The 15,856-nt window shown below is 59.2% G+C and carries 8 protein-coding genes; 5 read left to right on the top strand and 3 right to left on the bottom strand.

The genetic code is table 11. The features are described 5' to 3' along the window. The first annotated feature begins 380 nt into the window (after nt 1-380). Both DFS28_RS30245 and DFS28_RS30250 read left to right on the top strand, forming a co-directional pair. Nucleotides 381-1,448, top strand: a complete 1,068-nt coding sequence (locus tag DFS28_RS30245) for a YCF48-related protein (RefSeq protein ID WP_111452698.1) — start codon at nt 381-383, stop codon at nt 1,446-1,448. Nucleotides 1,449-1,476: 28 nt separating this feature from the next. Continuing rightward, on the top strand, nt 1,477-3,861 hold the full coding sequence (locus DFS28_RS30250; RefSeq protein WP_111452699.1) for an RND family transporter: 2,385 nt from the start codon (nt 1,477-1,479) through the stop codon (nt 3,859-3,861). Nucleotides 3,862-3,927: 66 nt separating this feature from the next. Here DFS28_RS30250 and DFS28_RS30255 read toward each other — a convergent pair whose 3' ends face one another. The 3 genes from DFS28_RS30255 to DFS28_RS30265 form a co-directional block, all read right to left on the bottom strand. Continuing rightward, nucleotides 3,928-8,646: a hypothetical protein gene (locus DFS28_RS30255; protein ID WP_111452700.1), complete on the bottom strand. Its 4,719-nt coding sequence runs from the start codon at nt 8,644-8,646 to the stop codon at nt 3,928-3,930. 115 nt (nt 8,647-8,761) lie between these two features. Then, nucleotides 8,762-9,481 carry a FadR/GntR family transcriptional regulator gene (locus tag DFS28_RS30260; protein WP_156886757.1) on the bottom strand — a complete coding sequence of 240 codons (720 nt, stop codon included), beginning with the start codon at nt 9,479-9,481 and terminating at the stop codon, nt 8,762-8,764. 208 nt (nt 9,482-9,689) lie between these two features. Continuing rightward, entirely contained in the window at nt 9,690-11,426 is a 1,737-nt protein-coding gene (locus DFS28_RS30265; protein WP_111452702.1) for an IlvD/Edd family dehydratase, read from the bottom strand. Nucleotides 11,427-11,619: 193 nt separating this feature from the next. Between DFS28_RS30265 and DFS28_RS30270 the strand changes: the two genes are divergently transcribed. The 3 genes from DFS28_RS30270 to DFS28_RS30285 all read left to right on the top strand — a co-directional run bounded on the left by DFS28_RS30270 (nt 11,620) and on the right by DFS28_RS30285 (nt 15,676). After that, the gene (locus DFS28_RS30270) at nt 11,620-12,942 is read left to right on the top strand and encodes an MFS transporter (protein ID WP_111452703.1); all 1,323 of its coding nucleotides are present in this window, start codon (nt 11,620-11,622) and stop codon (nt 12,940-12,942) included. A gap of 150 nt (nt 12,943-13,092) precedes the next feature. After that, nucleotides 13,093-14,085: an AraD1 family protein gene (gene araD1 / locus DFS28_RS30280; RefSeq protein ID WP_111452704.1), complete on the top strand. Its 993-nt coding sequence runs from the start codon at nt 13,093-13,095 to the stop codon at nt 14,083-14,085. Between the two features lie 10 nt (nt 14,086-14,095). Beyond that, complete coding sequence (locus DFS28_RS30285; protein WP_111452705.1) at nt 14,096-15,676, top strand: aldehyde dehydrogenase (NADP(+)); 1,581 nt, start codon at nt 14,096-14,098, stop codon at nt 15,674-15,676. Nucleotides 15,677-15,856 lie beyond the last annotated feature (180 nt).

The following is a 15,856-nucleotide window of genomic DNA, read 5'->3' on the forward strand; positions in this document are numbered from 1 at the left end:
AGAACTTCTGCCCACATCGTTTTCGTCACCCTGACTGGAATTTTGGGAGAGTTTAAACGAAGACCTTGAAAGGGCTGGCTGTAAAAGCGAAACCGTAATCAGCCGTTACCGCAGCAACGGATATGTACCCCAAACCCAAAACCCAATCACCCCATCTGATACCGAATCATTCAGCACCCACCCATATCCCCCGGGTTAACAAAACATAACGTGGCGTCGATTGTCAGACCTTTCAAAACCCCGATAGGATAAGCCAGCTTCCGAAGGGGCTCTAGATTGCGTATTTCAGGACTATGCTCCAGAAAAGGCAATCCCAAAGAGCATCCCTTATGGCGCCCAGAAAGGTTGAACGACCTAACAATAATAATGGGGGAAGGTCTATGAGTGAGCCTGTCATGGGTGTGGGTATCTGCCGCCCGCCGGCATTACGCAAATTCGCGTTGCTGGCTACAGCGCTCTCGCTGTTGGGCTGTGCCGTGCTGTCGGCACCTGTGCTGGCCGCTGCTGCGCCAGCATCCGACATTGTTTATTCCGTTGAATCCGCCAAAGCGAGCAAGAGCCTGATGCTCGACGTCGTCCACGCCGGCAAGCGTCTGGTGGCGGTCGGTGATCGCGGGCACATTTTATATTCAGACGACCAGGGCACGACCTGGACCCAAGCCAAGGTGCCGACGCGGCAGCTGCTGACCTCGGTGTATTTCGTCGACGACAAACACGGTTGGGCTGTCGGCCATGATGCGCAGATCCTCGCGAGCGAGGATGGCGGCGTCACCTGGACCAAGCAATTCGAAGATCTGAAACGCGAATCGCCGCTGCTCGACGTCTGGTTCCAGGACGTCAACAGCGGCTTTGCCGTAGGCGCTTACGGCGCGTTGCTGGCCACCACCGACGGCGGCAAGAACTGGGAAGATGTCAGCGATCGTCTGGACAACGAAGACCAGTACCACCTCAACGCCATCGCCGCGGTTAAGGATTCCGGGCTGTTCATCGTCGGCGAGCAGGGCAGCATGTTCCGCTCCGCCGACTGGGGCCAGACCTGGGAGAAGCTTGAAGGTCCCTATGAGGGCTCACTGTTTGGCGTGATCGGCACCGCTCAAGCCAATACGCTGCTGGCCTACGGGCTGCGGGGCAATCTGTTTCGCTCCACCGATTTCGGTACGACCTGGGAGCCGATTGAGCTCAAGGCCGCTCGCGGTGCGCTGGAATTCGGTCTGTCCGGCGCGACGCTGCTCGACGACGGTTCCATCGTGATCGTCGGCAACGGTGGCTCGGTGATCCGCAGCAACGACAACGGCGAAACCTTCAGCGTGTTCAACCGTCCGGATCGCATTTCCGTTTCGGCAGTCACCGCAGCGGGCAACGGCAATCTGATTCTGGCAGGCCAGGGTGGCGTTCGCGTCACCTCGCCAACCGGCGCAGAGAACGGAAAAAATGGGTCGTCCAAATGAGCCGGGCAAATAATAAGAAGGCGGGTCTATGACATCCTTGAGCACTCATCATCATGACAAGGCGACGTTTCTCGAACGCCTGATTTTCAACAACCGCCCGGCAGTGATCGTCATCTGCCTGCTGGTCAGTATCTTCCTGTTCTGGCAAGCGACGCTGATCCGGCCGTCCACCAGTTTCGAAAAAATGATCCCGCTCGAGCATCCGTTCATTCAAAAGATGATGGAGCATCGCAACGATCTGGCGAACCTGGGCAACACGGTGCGCATCTCGGTGGAAGCCACTGATGGCGACATCTTCTCCAAGGAGTACATGGAGACCCTGCGTCAGATCAATGATGAAGTGTTCTACATTTCCGGTGTGGACCGTTCCGGTCTCAAGTCGCTGTGGAGCCCGAGCGTACGCTGGACCGAAGTGACAGAGGAGGGCTTCGCCGGTGGTGAAGTGATTCCGCAGAGCTACAACGGCTCCCAGCAAAGCCTCGACCTGTTGCGCAATAACGTCCTCAAGTCCGGTCAGGTCGGGCGTCTGGTAGCCAACGACTTCAAGTCGAGCATTGTCGATATCCCGCTGCTGGAGTCCTACCCGGACCCGCAGGACCAAGGCAAGTTGCTGGCGCTGGACTATCGCAAGTTCTCCCACGAACTCGAAGACAAGATCCGCAACAAGTTCGAAGCCCAGAACCCTAACGTGAAGATCCACATCGTCGGTTTCGCCAAGAAAGTCGGCGACCTGATCGATGGGTTGGTCATGGTGGTGATGTTCTTCGGCATCGCCTTCATCATCACGTTGATCCTGCTCTACTGGTTCACCAACTGCATGCGCAGCACCGTGGCGGTGTTGAGCACCACGCTGGTGGCGGTGGTCTGGCAGCTCGGTTTGATGCACTTCTTTGGTTTCGGGCTCGATCCCTACTCGATGCTGGTGCCGTTCCTGATCTTCGCCATTGGTATTTCCCATGGTGTGCAGAAGATCAACGGTATTGCCTTGCAGTCCAGCGAGGCAGACAACGCCTTGACTGCGGCGCGGCGCACGTTCCGTCAGCTGTTCCTGCCGGGGATGATCGCGATCCTCGCGGATGCGGTGGGTTTCATCACGCTGCTGATCATCGACATCGGCGTGATTCGTGAACTGGCCATCGGCGCGTCTATCGGCGTGGCGGTCATCGTGTTCACCAACCTGATCCTGCTGCCGGTGGCGATTTCCTACGTTGGCATCAGCAAACGCGCGGTCGAACGCAGCAAGAAAGACGCGCACCGCGAACACCCGTTCTGGCGTCTGCTGTCGAATTTTGCCAGCCCGAAAGTGGCGCCGGTGTCAGTTGTCCTGGCCTTGTTGGCCTTCAGCGGCGGCCTCTGGTACAGCCAGAACCTGAAAATCGGTGACCTGGATCAGGGCGCTCCGGAACTGCGTCCGGACTCACGCTACAACAAGGACAACAACTTCATCATCAGCAATTACTCCACCAGTTCTGACGTGTTGGTGGTGATGGTCAAGACCAAGTCTGAAGGCTGCTCGCGCTATGAAGCCATGGCGCCGATCGACGAGCTGATGTGGAAGATGCAGAACACCGAGGGCGTGCAGTCGGCGATCTCGCTGGTGACCGTGTCCAAGCAGATGATCAAGGGCATGAATGAAGGCAACCTGAAATGGGAAACCTTGTCGCGTAACCCGGACGTGCTGAACAACTCGATCGCTCGGGCTGATGGTCTGTACAACAACAGTTGCTCCCTGGCGCCGGTGCTGGTGTTCCTCAACGATCACAAGGCCGCCACACTGGATCGCGCCGTGCATGCAGTGCAGGACTTTGCCAAGGAGAACAACAAGGAAGGCCTGGAATTCATCCTCGCCGCCGGTAACGCCGGGATCGAAGCGGCCACCAACGAGGTGATCAAGGAATCCGAGCTGACCATCCTGATCCTGGTGTACATCTGCGTGGCGACCATGTGCATGATCACCTTCCGTTCATGGGCGGCGACGTTGTGTATCGTGCTGCCGCTGGTCCTGACCTCGGTACTCGGCAACGCCCTCATGGCCTTCATGGGCATCGGCGTAAAAGTCGCGACCTTGCCTGTCGTGGCGCTCGGGGTGGGGATTGGCGTGGACTACGGAATCTACATCTACAGCCGCCTGGAAAGCTTCCTCCGTGCCGGTCTGCCGTTGCAAGAGGCGTACTACCAGACACTGAAGTCCACCGGTAAAGCCGTGCTGTTCACCGGTCTGTGCCTGGCGATCGGCGTGTGCACCTGGATCTTCTCGGCCATCAAGTTCCAGGCCGACATGGGCCTGATGCTGACCTTCATGCTGCTCTGGAACATGTTCGGCGCACTGTGGCTGCTGCCAGCGCTGGCACGGTTCCTGATCAAACCGGAGAAACTGGCGGGACAGAAGGGCAACTCGCTGTTCGCTCACTGATTCCAGGCTGTAATAGAAAAGCCGCAACCTCAGGGTTGCGGCTTTTTTATGGGTGCCAAACGCGGATCAGCGTGGTTCCAAGGGTAGAAAACTTTGCTCGGCCAAGGATTTAGTGATGAATCCATGATGTATTTCGATCTTTTGTTTCGGGTCCTTGGCCTTCGCCAAGGCCGATTCATAGGTTTCGTAGCGTTGCTCCCTGGTTTTCAAGTGTGCCTGGGTGTAGTTCGCCTTGGCATCGTTGGCCTTTGCGTAGTGAAAATGACCATACCACCAGGGTTGGTTTTCACGGTTGAGCAAGACGTACTCCTGCACGAAATCCTTGCGCCCGGTTTTCAGCTGAACCCGTGCGCCAATGATTCGCGCGTAAAGTTGGTTGTGATGTTGCAGGTATTCCAATCCCTCGCTGGTGGGAGCCTGGTACAACGTCATGCGGGTGCGCAGTTCCGTCGCCTTGTTCTCCAGAACCCGGGCCTTGTCCCGCAGTTCGGTGAGAAGTGTGGCGTCTTTTTCGCCGGTTGACGGGGCGTGCTCATGGTTTTCCAGCTTGTCGGCGAAATGCATGAGCTTTTGCGCTTCACGTTGCAACTGCTCTTCGATTTCCTTGGGTGAGCTTGCACGTTGTGCGTAGCCCTCGATCTTCCTGACCTGCTCATCGACTTTCGCCAACGCTTTGCGGGCGTCGCCCTTGAGTTGCGGGTAGGGGCGGGAGGTGGCTTTGGGTTCCGGTGTTTTGGCTGCAACCATTTCGACCCAGACATCGGGCGAGTCTTCACGGAAAGACGTCAAGGGGCTGTCTTCCATAGGCCCTTTTATGTCAACGATTTCGCCGCCCTGATTGTCGGTGTTCGGGCGAACGTCGCCAATCAACATACCTTTGGACGTTTTGATCACCTTTTTCCGGCTGGCCGTGGAAGGCTTCCTGCCACCGGCTGTTCCTTTCGAAGTACCCGCTTCTTGCGTGGATGATTGCGCCTGTGCGGGTGACGACCTTTGAAGTTCATCGGCCAGGCGCTGCTCGGCATCGACGCGCAATTGCTCGATGATCTCGCGCAAGCGGTTGAATGCCGGCATATGTAACTCATCGGCGCTGAAGATTTCGATACTCCCCAGGGCGTCCTGCGCCTTGTTGTAGCGGTCGACCAGGTTGTCGAGCACAGCGATGCGGTCCGAGGATTCATAAACATGGGCAGACTGTAATTCCGCATGGGACCGGGACAGCATCACCAAGGGGTCGATGGCTGCTTCCAGGGCGGTGGTGGTGTCGCTCAGGAGTGTCTGGACGCTGAGGATTCGCAGGGTAATCAGTTGAAAAATCTTGACCCTTAGGGCTGTCAGCTCGTTTTCCGGTCGACCCTTGTTCAACTCTTCCAGCGCTTGCGCACCCAGCTGGGGGATCTGTTCAAGTTCTTGCAGCCGCTTGTCCACTTCTTCATAGGACTTGATCATGACTTCATTGATTTCGCTGGTTGTGCGTACAAAGTCGAGGTAGCGATCCCAGAGTCCTTCGTCCCCGGTAATCAGCGCCTCATAAAGTCGCCCCGCGGTGCTGAACTCAGAGGAGTTCGCGTTGGCGGCTTCACGATCATGGTCAGCCATGACAATCCGTTTACGTTCATTTTTGATGATGTTGCCCAGCAATACGCTGCGCATTTTTTCGTCGACAGGTAGGCCCGTCAAGGCGCTTTTTTCCTTGATGCCGGCGATTAGCGTTACGTAGCTTTGAGTCTGGATGTCCAGCTCCTGGACGTACCGCTGGCGGAAAGTGGAGCGCTCTTGCTCAGTGCTGGAAGGGCTCTTGAGTTTCAACTGTGCCAGGTTGTCGGCAATGTCGACGCGTCTTACCGTGCGATCCTGCTGATCGAGAAAGTCCTGAAACTGCTGCTCCAGCTCCCCGATTCGCTGTTGTTGTTGCTCGCGCAACGCATCAATTCTTTTTTTGCGGCCACCGCCGAGCAGTTTCAGCCCTTGGTCCAGGGTCCATCTGCCTTGGCCATCGGACTTCAGTTTGAAACCGGGATGATCAGGATGTTCAGGGTGTACCAGATAGACCTCGCCAAATCCCGGTACGATGCTCACGCGAAAAAACAGGGCTGCGACGGTGGCGTGCCATTTGTCGTTGATTCGGTACAGCCCTTTGAATGGGCCGGAGGCAATCGGGTCTGGCAGCTTAGCCGGCCACGGAACCCGCACGGCCTTGAGTTTTTCGAACAATCGGGCCGAGGCTGAATCGCGAGCGGTAGACAGGTTGAAGTCCAGCAGGGTGTTGCCACTGCCCGGTGGCTCGGAGGGTAATCCCGGCGAAGCCTCGGTGATTTCAGCCCTGGTTGTATCGAAGGGGTGCGCGGTGGGCTGACGCAATGGGGCCAACACCTGCGCAAACTCTGGGGCAGCGTTGGGGGGGAGTGCGTTGGGGGTGGCTTCGCGAAGTGGCGCATGCAGCAGTAACAGCCCAATGTTAAGCAACACATCGACCCAGGCTTGCTCCCGCGACATGGCGTCATCGCTGTCCAGCGCTGGCAGGTCCTGGATCAGGCTATGGGTAATTTGCAGCATCCAGCCCACCAGCATGGCGGGGCCGCGCGCGAGGGGTAAAAGCAGGTTGTTGAACAGCAGCCAGCCACCTTCGAGGATGATCGCCCAGCGGCTCTCGGCATTGGACACCGATTGCCGGTCAGCCAGTTCGACCAATGCACGGGCATTACTATCGAACAATTGCATTAGCAACCGACCGTGTTCCAGCGCCGCGATCCAGTCGGCGGCGGCTTCGTTGCCTGCCAGAATCGCCGGTTTCGGCTTTTGAAGTGGTACGAAATCATCGCCAATGTGGAGGTGAATAATGTGTGGTTCGTTGAATCCGTTGTTGTCGTAGACAGGTCGTGCACGGTCCGTCAGCCACGTCAGTACGCTGCTCTGCAATTGACCCGGTTGCGCAATGGCGCGCCACAGGGCTTGGCGGGTCGGGAATTGCTGGAGCGCGGGAACATACAGCGGCCGGTAGAGGATGTGCGGACCATCGGCGTGCAGATCACGGGGCTCGATGATGAACATGTTGCTGACCACGTCGCATTCGGCCTGTGGCTTTCTTTGGAAAGCCAGGGGGCGCAGGACAATTTCCTGCTCGTCCACGAATCGCTCAGCCGTGGTGCCGTGCATCAATGCTTCGACGTAGCGATAGCCCTGACGAGTGAAGCCTTGTTCAGCCTTGATCGCCTGTTCCAGGGCCAACATCGGCAAGTGAACGGCAAGCTCCAGGCCGAACAGTCGCTGGCGTTCCCGCGCTTGCGGGGTGTCGTCAAGCAATTGGGCCTGAATTAACTCAGGGTACTGTTTGCCAACATTCACCCGGCTGACCAGATCCAACAGATAAGCCTCTGTGACCCAGTCTTGGATCACCAGGCCTGCGGTGTGACGGATGGTTATTCGGCCATTGGGTCTACTGGCCAGGTTATTGATTGCCAGTTGGGTCAACGACATTTTGGTCCGGTGAATATAACCGCTGCCCAAGTCGCCGACGGGTACATGGAAGGTGAGCTCCAGCTGATCGGCGTCATAGTTGGGGGCGGTGGGTCGATCTTCGCTCATCTGTTGACGCAGGGCTTTTTTGGCGAAGGTATGAAGGTCGTCGATACCCGTCTGAAACGAGCGGCCTGCCGCCTGTTGCTTGAGGCTTGCGAGGGCCAGCACCTGTTTGCGATAGGCCATGCGGTCGGTAGCTTCGGCCTTTTGCAACCACTGGGGAATCGTTTTCTGTATCAGGGGAAGGTGAGTGAGGTCTGTTCCAATGCTCGCCTGGGCGCCAATGAATCGCGTGGCCGGATCGGTGATGGCCTCGTAGCGTTTTTCCAGGTCGTCCAGGCTAGTGCGTGCCGGCAGCGTCAGCGCGGCCAGGTCATCGAGCTGTTGGTTCAGCAGCAGGGCTGCCTGGGTGTCGAAAAGGTTGCCGTCAGGTTCGTAACGTTTCCAGGCAATGGCATCGGCCATCAGGCCCGGTTCAAACCGTGTGCACCAGGCCCGCCCGAACGCCTCAAGGGACGGAAATGATTCGATGCCACCGGACACGCTGCACAGCAGACGGGTTTCACCGCAGATCAGCAAAATGTCAGGACTTTGCAGGCTGACCGACAGCTGATCCTTGCTCAACGTGGTTTCGATGAAGCAGGCGTGGATCCTGCCTTTGGACCCGGGAGCCTCAAGGCGCTGCTGTTTATCGGGGTTGTTGCAGAGCTCGGTGAGGAGGTCGGCTTGCAGGCTGTTGGTTGACGAGTGGCGAACAGAGGAGGTTTTCAGCACGCCGGCCAGCAAATCAGCAATCCATTGCCAGCGACTGACGCTATTGTCGGTCGCTGCGTTCCAATAGGCACTGAGGTCTTCCTGGAAGCCGATATGAACAGTGGCGGTCAATTCAGCCATGATGCCCGCGATAATTTGCATATCAGGTTCGCGACGGCGGGTGCTATCGACCGACAGGCGCACGGGCGCTTTGTTGGTTAGAAAACACTGGCGACCGTACTGTTCGTCCAGCCGCGGTGCAGTGCCGCTCGCCAGGTAGTTGAGCGCCACGTCGAGCAACAGGGTGAGCGTCCAGCCGCCCCCGGGGAACGGCTGTGCGAGACGAGTGCGCTCGGGATCGAAATCCAGGGACGGATATTTTTCCAGCAGGCTGCTCTGGAGCAGGTGGGCGGTTACCGAGCGTAATGTCGGACGAGTGCCGAACTGTGCACTGACCGCGCGGGCTGTGACGTCGGTATACGCCGTGGTGTCCGGCGATAGAGCTGTAGGCATGATGCAATCCTTTGCATGATTGGAATCATGAGCCTACGGAACAGGCGATTGCCGGGTGCGGTAACCGGATACCGCACCCTCATTGGTTGAACAGGGTAGTGCCCCTGACTGCTGATTACTCGGGATCAGCGCCCAGCACCGCATTCAACGCACTACGGGCATCATCCAGCTGCACCAACGTCGCATGCCGCGCACCCAGCGCATCCCGGTTCTCGATCGCCGTCAGAATCGCCTTGTGCCGGGGCAACGCCAGTTCATGCAGATTCGGTCGCTGGTTGGAATGCTTCAAGGCTTCGGCAATCGCCACCGATAGCATGTTGCACAGGTTGGCCAGCAAGTCGTTATGGGTCGCATCGGCAATCCGGCTATGGAAATCCAGGTCCGGTTGCAGCAGCGCTTCCGGCGTCGGCGCCGCTTCCATGCGTTGGTAGGCTTCACCGATGGAGGCGATGTCCGCGTCCGTGGCGAACTGCGCGGCGAGGGCGGCCGCGGCGGGTTCGATGATGCTGCGCACGCTGGTCAGCAAATCGAAGAATTCATTTTGCGGGCTGCTTTGCATCAGCCAGTGCAGCACATCCGGATCGAGCATGTGCCATTCCTTGCGCTGCTTGACCACCGTGCCCACTCGCGGACGGGAATACACCAGACCCTTGGCGACCAAAACCCGGGTGGCTTCGCGCAGGACTGGCCGACTGACCGCGTACTCTTCGCATAACAAGGCTTCGGCGGGCAGTTTGTCACACGGCTTGAAACGTCCGGAAACGATCTGCATGCCCAGTTCCTGGACGATGCGCGAGTGCATGCTTTTGCGGTCGGAAGGTTTGCGGTAATCCATGGGGAACGGCGCGATCCTGTGGGGTGGGGTGCCGCGCATGATAACAGGCGCGGCGAGGACGGTCGCCAGAGCAAGCACAGTCCTGAATCAGATGAAGATCAAAATGTGGGAGCGGGCTTGCTCGCGAAGAGGTCATCACATGCGACATTGTTGTTGCATAAGCTACCGCCTTCGCGAGCAAGCCCGCTCCCACAGGGGAGTTGTGGGTTTAGTGGGAGTGGCGCGGGACTTCAGAGCCACGGCAGCCGACGAGGAAGTCGAAATCGCAACCCTGATCCGCCTGCAGGACATGATCGATGTACAGCTGACGATAACCGCCCACGATCAATTGTTGCGGCGGTTGCAGATCGGCCATGCGCGCCGCCAGTTCGGCGTCTGAAATGTCCAGGTGCAGACGACCGTTGGCGCAATCGAGTTCGATCCAGTCACCTTCTTTCACCGTCGCCAAAGGTCCGCCAGCGGCCGCTTCCGGGGCTACGTGCAGAACAACAGTGCCGTACGCCGTGCCGCTCATGCGCGCATCGGAAATGCGCACCATGTCTGTCACACCCTGGGCCAGCAACTTGGCTGGCAGGCCCATGTTGCCGACTTCGGCCATGCCCGGATAACCCTTCGGACCGCAGTTCTTCATCACCAGAATCGAGTTGGCATCCACCTCCAGCTCCGGATCGTTGATCCGCGCCTTGTACATGTCGAAGTTTTCGAACACCACCGCCCGCCCGCGATGTTGCATCAGTTCGGCACTGGCGGCTGAAGGCTTGAGCACCGCGCCCAGTGGTGCGAGGTTGCCGCGCAATACACAGATGCCACCGTCGGCACGGATCGGGTTGTCGAGGGTGCGGATCACTTCGTCCTGACCATAGATCGGCGCGTCCTTGGTGTTCTCACCGAGGGTCTTGCCATTGACGGTCAAAGCATTCGGATTTGGAATCAGGTTGGCTTCACCCAGACGACGCAGTACCGCTGGCAGGCCACCGGCGTAGTAGAACTCTTCCATCAGGAAACGCCCGGACGGTTGCAAGTCGACGATGGTCGGCATGCCGCGACCGATGCGGGTCCAGTCATCCAGATCCAGCTCGACGCCGATGCGCCCGGCAATGGCTTTCAAATGGATCACGGCGTTGGTCGAACCACCGATGGCAGCGTTCACGCGAATGGCGTTTTCGAAGGCTTCTTTGGTGAGGATTTTCGACAGCTTCAAGTCTTCGCGAACCATCTCCACCGCGCGCATACCAGACATGTGCGCCAGCACATAACGACGCGCATCGACCGCTGGAATCGCCGCGTTGTGGGGCAGGGAAGTGCCCAGTGCTTCGGCCATGCAGGCCATGGTTGACGCGGTGCCCATGGTGTTGCACGTACCGGCCGAGCGGGACATGCCACCTTCGGCCGCAAGGAAATCGTCAATGGTGATGGTGCCGGCCTTCACTTGTTCGCTGAGCTGCCAGACCACGGTGCCCGAGCCGATGTCCTGGCCCTTGTGTTTACCGTTGAGCATCGGTCCACCGGTGACGACGATCGCCGGTACGTCACAACTGGCCGCGCCCATCAACAACGCCGGGGTGGTTTTGTCGCAGCCGGTCAACAGCACAACACCGTCAATCGGGTTGCCGCGAATCGCTTCTTCGACGTCCATGCTCGCCAGGTTGCGGGTGAGCATGGCGGTCGGACGCAGGTTCGACTCGCCGTTGGAGAACACCGGGAATTCCACGGGAAAGCCCCCAGCCTCGATCACCCCGCGTTTGACGTGCTCCGCAATCTGGCGGAAATGCGCGTTGCACGGGGTCAGTTCCGACCAGGTGTTGCAGATGCCGATGATCGGCTTGCCGTGGAACTGGTGGTCGGCGATGCCCTGATTCTTCATCCAGCTGCGGTACATGAAGCCGTTCTTGTCGGCGGTGCCAAACCATTGGGCGGAGCGCAGGGTGGGTTTCTTATCAGACATGATCGGTTCTCTTATTGTATGACTATATTGTTCGAGCTGAGGCGTAACATAAGCGCAAATTCGGCTATTTGGAAGTGTTGTTACGTAAATAGTATTACTATATAGTCAATTTCAACGGAGGGATTGCCCTGGCGGTTTTCCACGAGAGGCGTCCCCCGAGGTTCTATAACAACAACAATCGGAGACCGATCTCATGAGCCAGGAACTGCGGCTTATTCGTCGCATCACGCTAAAACTGATCCCCTTCCTGATCCTGCTGTACCTGATCGCCTATGTGGATCGCTCTGCCGTAGGCTTCGCCAAATTGCATATGGGCGCCGACCTTGGCATCGGTGACGCCGCTTACGGGCTGGGTGCCGGGCTGTTTTTCATTGGTTATTTCCTGCTGGAAATCCCCAGCAACCTGATGCTCGAACGCTTTGGCGCGCGGCGTTGGTTCGCGCGGATCATGGTCACCTGGGGCGCCATCACCATCGGTATGGCCTTCGTCCAGGGGCCACACAGTTTCTATGTGATGCGCTTTCTGCTCGGCGCGGCGGAAGCCGGGTTCTTCCCGGGCGTTCTGTACTACATCACCCAATGGTTTCCGGTGCGCCATCGCGGCAAGATCCTCGGGTTGTTCATCCTTTCCCAACCCATCGCCATGTTGATCACCGGCCCGGTGTCCGGTGGTCTGCTCGGCATGGACGGCGTACTTGGCCTGCATGGCTGGCAGTGGCTGTTCATGGTCATCGGCACCCCGGCGATCCTGTTGACCTGGCCGGTGCTGCGTTGGCTGCCGGACGGTCCGAAACAGGTGAAGTGGATGGACCAAGCCGAAAAGGACTGGCTGACCGGCGAACTGAAAAAGGATCTCGAGGAATACGGCCAGACCCGCCACGGCAATCCGTTGCACGCCCTCAAGGACAAACGCGTGTTGCTGCTGGCGCTGTTCTATCTGCCGGTGACCCTGAGCATCTACGGCCTGGGCTTGTGGCTGCCGACCCTGATCAAGCAGTTCGGTGGCACGGATCTGGTGACCGGTTTCGTGTCGTCGGTGCCGTACATCTTCGGGATCATTGGGTTGCTGATTATTCCGCGCAGTTCCGACCGCTTGAATGATCGCTACGGTCACTTGGCGGTGCTTTACGTGTTGGGCGCCATCGGCCTGTTCCTCAGCGCCTGGCTGACCGTACCGGTGCTGCAACTAGCAGCGCTGTGCCTGGTGGCCTTCGCGCTGTTTTCCTGCACCGCAGTGTTCTGGACGTTGCCGGGCCGCTTCTTTGCCGGCGCCAGTGCCGCGGCCGGAATCGCTTTGATCAATTCGGTGGGCAACCTGGGTGGCTACATCGGTCCGTTCGTGATCGGCGCGCTCAAGGAATACACCGGCAATCTGGCTTCGGGTCTGTATTTCCTTTCGGGTGTGATGGTGTTCGGGCTGGTGTTGACCGGTGTGGTCTATCGCCTGCTGGAACGCAAGCACGTATTGCCGGCCGATCAGTTCGCTGCCAGCGCCCGGGGTGCTACCCGTACCTAAGGATTCACACCTATCAACTGTGGGAGCGGGCTTGCTCGCGAAGGCGGAGTGTCAGTCGCCGGTGATGTCGGATGTGACGGCCTCTTCGCGAGCAAGCCCGCTACCACAGGGTGCGATGCCAACTTCAAGATTGTTCACAGGAGAAGATTCATGCGTTTAGTTCAGTTCGAATTGAGTAACGGCGAGCGCCGGGTGGGTGTGGTCGAGGACGGTCTGGTGCGCGAAGTGCAGGACGCGCGCACCGTTCGCGATCTGGCATTGGCCGCGATCGAGGCCGGCGTCAATCTTGAGCAGCAGGTGAAAACCCTGGGCCTGAGCATCAGCCATGACTATGCCGAACTGCTGGCCAAGTTGCGCATCCTGCCACCGCTGGATCACCCGGACCCGGCGCACATGCTGGTCAGCGGCACAGGCCTGACCCATTTGGGCAGTGCGTCGGCCCGGGACAAGATGCATCAGCAAGTCGGCGACGACGCCGCGATGACCGACACCATGCGCATCTTCAAATGGGGCGTGGAGGGCGGCAAACCGATGGCGGGGCAGGCCGGTGTACAACCAGAATGGTTCTACAAGGGCGACGGCAGCATCGTCGTGCGTCCGGGTCAACCGTTCCCGCTGCCACCGTTCGCCGAAGACGCGGGGGAGGAGCCAGAGCTCAGCGGGCTCTACGTCATCGGTCACGACGGCAAACCGTATCGACTCGGTTTTGCCGTGGGCAACGAGTTCTCCGATCACGTGATGGAACGCAAGAATTACCTGTATCTGGCCCACTCCAAATTGCGCAGTTGCAGTTATGGCCCGGAACTTCGGGTCGGTGAACTGCCGAAGCATCTGGCGGGCACCAGCCGCATCCTGCGCGACGGCGAAGTGCTGTGGCAGAACGAGTTTCTCAGTGGCGAGGCCAACATGTGCCACAGCCTGGAAAACCTCGAGTACCACCATTTCAAGTACAGCCAGTTCCTGCGCCCGGGCGATGTGCACATTCACTTCTTCGGCACTGCGACCCTGTCCTTTGCCGACGGCATACGCACCCAGCCGGGTGACGTGTTCGAGATCAGCCAGGCCGAATTCGGTGCACCGTTGATCAACGGGATTGCACCGGTTGAAGCAGCGTTCAAGCCCGGCACCGTTGGTACCCTTTAAGGAGATAGGCATGACCCGAATTCTTGGCCACAACTACATCGGCGGTCAGCGCAGTGCGGCCGGTCAACTCAATCTACAGAGCATCGACGCCAGCACGGGCGAAGCGTTGCCGTTCGATTTCTCCCAGGCGACGCCGGAAGAAGTCGACGCCGCCGCCAAGGCTGCCGCCGCGGCTTACCCGGCCTATCGCAGCCTTAGCGCCGAACGTCGGGCACAATTTCTCGACGCGATTGCCGATGAACTGGACGCGCTGGGCGATGACTTTGTGGCGCTGGTCTGCCGCGAAACCGCGCTGCCCGCCGCTCGGATTCAAGGCGAGCGCGGTCGCACCAGCGGCCAGATGCGCCTGTTCGCCAAGGTGCTGCGTCGCGGTGATTTCTACGGTGCGCGGATCGATCTGGCGTTGCCTGAGCGCAAACCGTTGCCGCGCCCGGACTTGCGTCAGTACCGCATCGGCCTTGGGCCGGTCGCCGTGTTTGGTGCCAGTAACTTTCCGTTGGCGTTCTCTACGGCCGGTGGCGACACCGCGTCGGCGTTGGCCGCCGGTTGCCCGGTGGTGTTCAAGGCCCACAGCGGTCACATGGCCACAGCCGAGTTCGTGGCCGACGCTATCATCCGCGCCGCTGAGAAAACCGGGATGCCGGCCGGCGTGTTCAACATGATCTACGGCGGTGGGGTTGGCGAAGCGCTGGTCAAGCATCCGGCGATTCAGGCGGTTGGCTTTACCGGTTCGCTCAAGGGCGGCCGTGCGTTGTGTGACATGGCCGCAGCACGTGCGCAGCCTATTCCGGTGTTCGCCGAGATGTCGAGCATCAACCCGGTAATCGTGTTGCCGCAGGCGCTGCACGTTCGCGCCGAAACGGTCGCTCGTGACCTGACTGCTTCGGTGGTCCAGGGTTGCGGTCAGTTCTGCACCAATCCCGGCTTGGTGATTGGTATTCGTTCGCCGCAATTCACCACATTCGTGCAACAGGTGGCGGGGCTGATCGGCGATCAACCGGCGCAAACCATGCTCAATGCCGGGACCCTGAGCAGCTATGGCAAAGGCCTGCAAAAACTCCTCGCTCACCCCGGCATCGAGCATCTGGCCGGCAGTCCACAACAGGGCAATCAGGCGCAACCGCAGCTGTTCAAGGCCGATGTCAGCCTGTTGATCAAGGGCGACGAAGTGCTGCAGGAAGAAGTGTTCGGCCCGACCACGGTGGTCGTCGAGGTCGCCGATCAGGCGCAACTCAGCGCCGCGTTGAACGGCCTGCACGGCCAGCTGACGGCGACGATCATTGGCGAGCCGGCGGACTTCGAGCAGTTCGCTGAGCTGACGCCGTTGCTGGAACAGAAGGTCGGACGGATCCTGCTCAACGGCTATCCGACTGGCGTGGAAGTCTGCGATTCAATGGTCCACGGCGGTCCGTATCCGGCCACTTCCGATGCGCGCGGCACCTCGGTGGGCACCTTGGCCATCGACCGTTTCCTGCGTCCGGTGTGCTTCCAGAACTACCCCAACAGCTTGCTGCCGGAGGCCTTGAAGAATGGCAATCCGCTGCGTATTCAGCGGTTGGTGGACGGGCAGCCGTCCCGCGACGCGCTGTAATCGCCAAGCACAACCCCCTGTGGGAGCGAGCCTGCTCGCGAATGCGGAGTGTCAGTCGATATCAACCTTGGCTGATACACCGCTTTCGCGAGCAGGCTCGCTTGTATGGTAGGACTTGAAGGGAGGAGGAGGGACAAGGCTCGATTCTGACTGTTGACGCAGTACAGACCGTGGGAGATT

This window comes from Pseudomonas sp. 478 (assembly GCF_003254125.1).
Classification (GTDB): Bacteria; Pseudomonadota; Gammaproteobacteria; order Pseudomonadales; family Pseudomonadaceae; genus Aquipseudomonas.